The sequence below is a fragment of the Pseudoalteromonas sp. SR45-6 genome, from assembly GCF_014163545.1.
Lineage (GTDB): Bacteria > Pseudomonadota > Gammaproteobacteria > Enterobacterales > Alteromonadaceae > Pseudoalteromonas > Pseudoalteromonas rhizosphaerae.
In genome coordinates, this window is sequence record NZ_JACJDM010000111.1 from 1 (window position 1) to 3,615 (window position 3,615).

Here is a 3,615-nt window from a genome sequence, read left to right on the forward strand (position 1 = left end):
TGACCTTGTGGTGCATGACTATATCTCTACTTGCTTACAGCGCCTTGCTGAGCAGCCAGATAACCTTGAGCCACTGCTACCTTGGAACATTAAGCAAAGCTAGGTGTCGTTAGCTATACGCTTACGAGTAAGCAATGGAAAATGAGCCTTCTTTGTCCGGTGAAGAGATAAAAACTGTCTAGTGAAAGCTGGGAAGTCCACATCTAACTGGATATAAGGCTGCGCATCAATCAATTGGGTGAGTTAATAACCAACAAGGTTTAACCTGATTATATGCCTACAGATCTAAGCCACTTGCCTTGATTAGACGCTCAGTACGCGTGCATTAATACAATAAACAAAGTCGCTTACACCTGACTTGAGCCTGAAACTAACTGGTCATAATGATGAACCAGCCGCCTTGAATAGTGCCATGATTAGGTTAACCGAAGAATGTCTAGTGCCCCAGCAACCCCAAAAGGATATGGGAAAAATCTGGCTGCGATGAGATCGCAATAAGAGAGCCTCTATATGTGTTTGTCGTAAGCTACTTGCTTAACAGCCACATCGACAGACGAGGTAAACGAATTTGTTTATTGAATTAGCATTGATTTTGAATTGACCGTCACTGTATAAAAACGGTCAAATAAAATTCTAGTGCCTATTGACAGAGTTAAGGCTCATATGTGTTATGTGCATTTTATTTCAACAATGCTTTGATTTGGTCATGTATAACATTGGCCAAAATATCAGGGGTTGCTTCTTCAGCTTTTACTTTTCCTGCTGCTACATATTGAGAGATAGCACTAAAGCGAACAAATAGTAAGAATATGTACTCACCAAATAACTCATTTACTCTTTCTTGGGAGATAGAGGAAAATGTGTTTGCGACATCTTCTAATATGCTTTTATTTAAATTAGGCAAAAATGTTGTTTGAATAGGTTCTGCCGCCGAAGACATTGCTTCAGTGTATTCATTGGAATTAGGCTTGATTCCAAGTAACTTACTTGCTTCAGTTCGAAGAAAGCCCATTACAATATTATCCAAATCTTTTTGTTTTTTATTTCTACTAAAAAGTCCCATTTTTAACCCTGTGTTTAATTTGTATATGCATTCATGACTATCTCTATAAACTCTGAGTCACTTAGCTGATCTTGAGTTTGCGTAAAGTTGGTGGATATAGCACCCATCTGTTTTACTAATAGGCGTGTAATAATAGGGTTATATGTTTGCATAAACTCTATTGCATCTGTAAATGCTTGTTCCTGAAATTCAACTGTATGTCCTGTTTGGACTTGAATTGCTTTGAAGAATGCTAAATTATGATCGTAAACATCTGAATCAATTATGCCTTGTAGGTAAAGCGCTGTGGCTGCGGAACGACGAGCGTAACCATAAGCCATTTGTAAGCTTTTTGCATTTTCCATAATTATTTCAACTGACTCTCCCAAATCATTCATTACGTCAGCAAATATATAGCCAGTATGATTTGATTTACTAACTATATCGGCCAGCCTGACGCCACTGTCATTTCTTTTTGGTTTTAGTAATTTATTAAACACCTGATCTCCATTATTTGGCTATATGAGCACATAACATTTTAGTATTTGTGCGACACGCAGTTTGTGTTGCATAATCGCTTGTTGGACTGAGGCGCTACCTGCTCGGTGTGTCAGAGTTGGTGTTGTTTATGCTATGGGAATTTGTTTTTATGGCCTAAGTGATATCAAACCAATTTCATTGGTGTGCCTATCGTTTCTAAGCTATCCCTGCGTTACTCAGCATTCATTATGTGCCTATTAAACCGAATATTTAACCGTTAAGCAATGATATTTTTCTTACGCGCAGTCACAACTAGCCTGAGCAGTTAAGCAGGTTAACTCATTGATTTGATGCAGCAAGCAAAGCTGCTAACTCGTTCGCGTTATTTTATTTGTCACCACACTTAAATTATTCATCATACCAGTAAATGGCAAGATACCAATTAACAGTGAGAGCTATGGATAAATCAAAGTAATGTAATGCTTGACCGCTTTTTGACTGGCAGGTTATCGCTCAAAGCCACCCTTAGAGTAATTACGTTAACTCATAATGGGGCAGAAACGAGTTACGCCTCAATGTCCGTTCATAGCACAAAGCAGGCTTTGATTATTCTGTTTTATCTTTAAACTCACACAAGTCTTCAATAATACAACTGCCACATTTTGGTTTACGTGCTACGCAAGTATAACGCCCGTGAAGAATGAGCCAATGGTGTATATCAAGTTTAAATTCTGCTGGTACAACTTTTAAAAGTTTTTGTTCAACCGCAACAACACCTTTACCCATGGCAAGCTTAGTACGGTTTGATACACGGAATATATGCGTATCTACAGCAATGGTTGGCCAACTTAGATATAAGGAAGGAAGATGTAACTAGCTTTCAAAATGCTGGTAGTTGAAATCCTAAAGAGCAAAGATCATGTGTTTGCATTAGGCATCATCGGAACTTTTAGTTACAAAGTTAATTTGGTAACTCATATTAACTGTGTTGTAGTTGATATAATTACAGCACGAGATAGGGAATTATGTATGAAAGAGGATATTGATGAGCTAAAAAGTGAATTTCAAGCAAAACTTCTATCTTGGAATAATATAAAAAGTAAAAAAATTAAAGTTACATTTATATTCATATTTTTCGGTTTGATTGGATTAAAGGTTTTTACTACTATCTTAACTGTTGATTGGCTTGCAGGGTTAATATGATGATCACTTTTCGCCCACTTAACAAACATGATTTTAACTATTCAAAAGTTATAGACCTTTTTTTCGAAGCTTTTCCAAAAGTTCACAGACTACCAGAATGGCTTGTTAAATACAGAATGAGGAATGGAAAAAATGGCTTTGATGTTATTTATGATAATAATAAATGGGTTGGTTTTCTCTACACTAAAGAATATAAACAAATTATCTGTGTAAAGTTTTTTGCTATATCTGAATTGCTCCGCTCAAGTGGTTACGGAAGCAAAGTAATGGATTCTATGAATGAAAAGCATTCAAATAAAAGAATAGTACTCACTATTGAGGAGCTTGATGAAAAGACAGAAAACTATCAACAAAGAGTTAAGCGCAAAGCGTTTTATGAAAAAAATGGGTTCAGTTCTACCGGGTTTATCATAAAAGAGCCAGCTGAGCGGCAAGAAGTCCTTATACGTGGTGGAACTATATCTAAAGAAGAAATAGAAGCTATGTACAAGCATTTTTTAGGAAATTTATTGTTTTCTTTACTTAAAATCGAAGTACTAAAAATTGAATAAGAATACCGTCATTTTAATGTAATTGGTTAGTCATTAGCAGTTAAATAATGCATGCAAAAAACCAACAGCAAAGATAAAAATTTAAAGTTTACTTATTGGCTCAAAAAAGAATAAACATTATTCAGTTTTATCCTTGAACTCGCACAAATCTTCAATAATACAACTGCCACATTTTGGTTTGCGGGCTGTACAAACATAACGACCATGTAAAATAAGCCAGTGATGTACATCTACTTTAAACTCTGCTGGTACAACTTTTAATAGCTTTTTTTCTACTTCAACAACGTTCTTACCCATAGCAAATTTAGTGCGGTTTGATACGCGGTCTATGTGGGTATC

General features: G+C 36.0%; 4 protein-coding genes and 2 pseudogenes. 2 read left to right on the forward strand and 4 right to left on the reverse strand.

From position 1 onward, the window contains the following. Window positions 1-679 precede the first annotated feature (679 nt). The 3 genes and pseudogenes from H5158_RS22190 to H5158_RS22200 all read right to left on the reverse strand — a co-directional run. Window positions 680-1,063: a hypothetical protein gene (locus H5158_RS22190; protein ID WP_182740926.1), complete on the reverse strand. Its 384-nt coding sequence runs from the start codon at window positions 1,061-1,063 to the stop codon at window positions 680-682. Window positions 1,064-1,077: 14 nt separating this feature from the next. Next, the gene (locus H5158_RS22195; protein WP_182740927.1) at window positions 1,078-1,542 is read right to left on the reverse strand and encodes a hypothetical protein; all 465 of its coding nucleotides are present in this window, start codon (window positions 1,540-1,542) and stop codon (window positions 1,078-1,080) included. A gap of 586 nt (window positions 1,543-2,128) precedes the next feature. Next, window positions 2,129-2,368, reverse strand: a pseudogene (locus H5158_RS22200) (endonuclease III); the annotation flags it as partial. Window positions 2,369-2,407: 39 nt separating this feature from the next. Here H5158_RS22200 and H5158_RS22205 point away from each other — a divergent pair. Together H5158_RS22205 and H5158_RS22210 are read left to right on the forward strand one after the other, a co-directional pair. After that, window positions 2,408-2,725 (forward strand): hypothetical protein, encoded by a 318-nt coding sequence (locus H5158_RS22205; RefSeq protein ID WP_149980691.1) that lies wholly within the window; start codon window positions 2,408-2,410, stop codon window positions 2,723-2,725. Then, window positions 2,722-3,276 carry a GNAT family N-acetyltransferase gene (locus H5158_RS22210; protein ID WP_182740928.1) on the forward strand — a complete coding sequence of 185 codons (555 nt, stop codon included), beginning with the start codon at window positions 2,722-2,724 and terminating at the stop codon, window positions 3,274-3,276. Before H5158_RS22205 ends, H5158_RS22210 begins: the two co-directional genes overlap by 4 nt. Window positions 3,277-3,393: 117 nt before the next feature. Here H5158_RS22210 and H5158_RS22215 read toward each other — a convergent pair. Next, window positions 3,394-3,615: pseudogene (locus tag H5158_RS22215) on the reverse strand (endonuclease III); the annotation flags it as partial.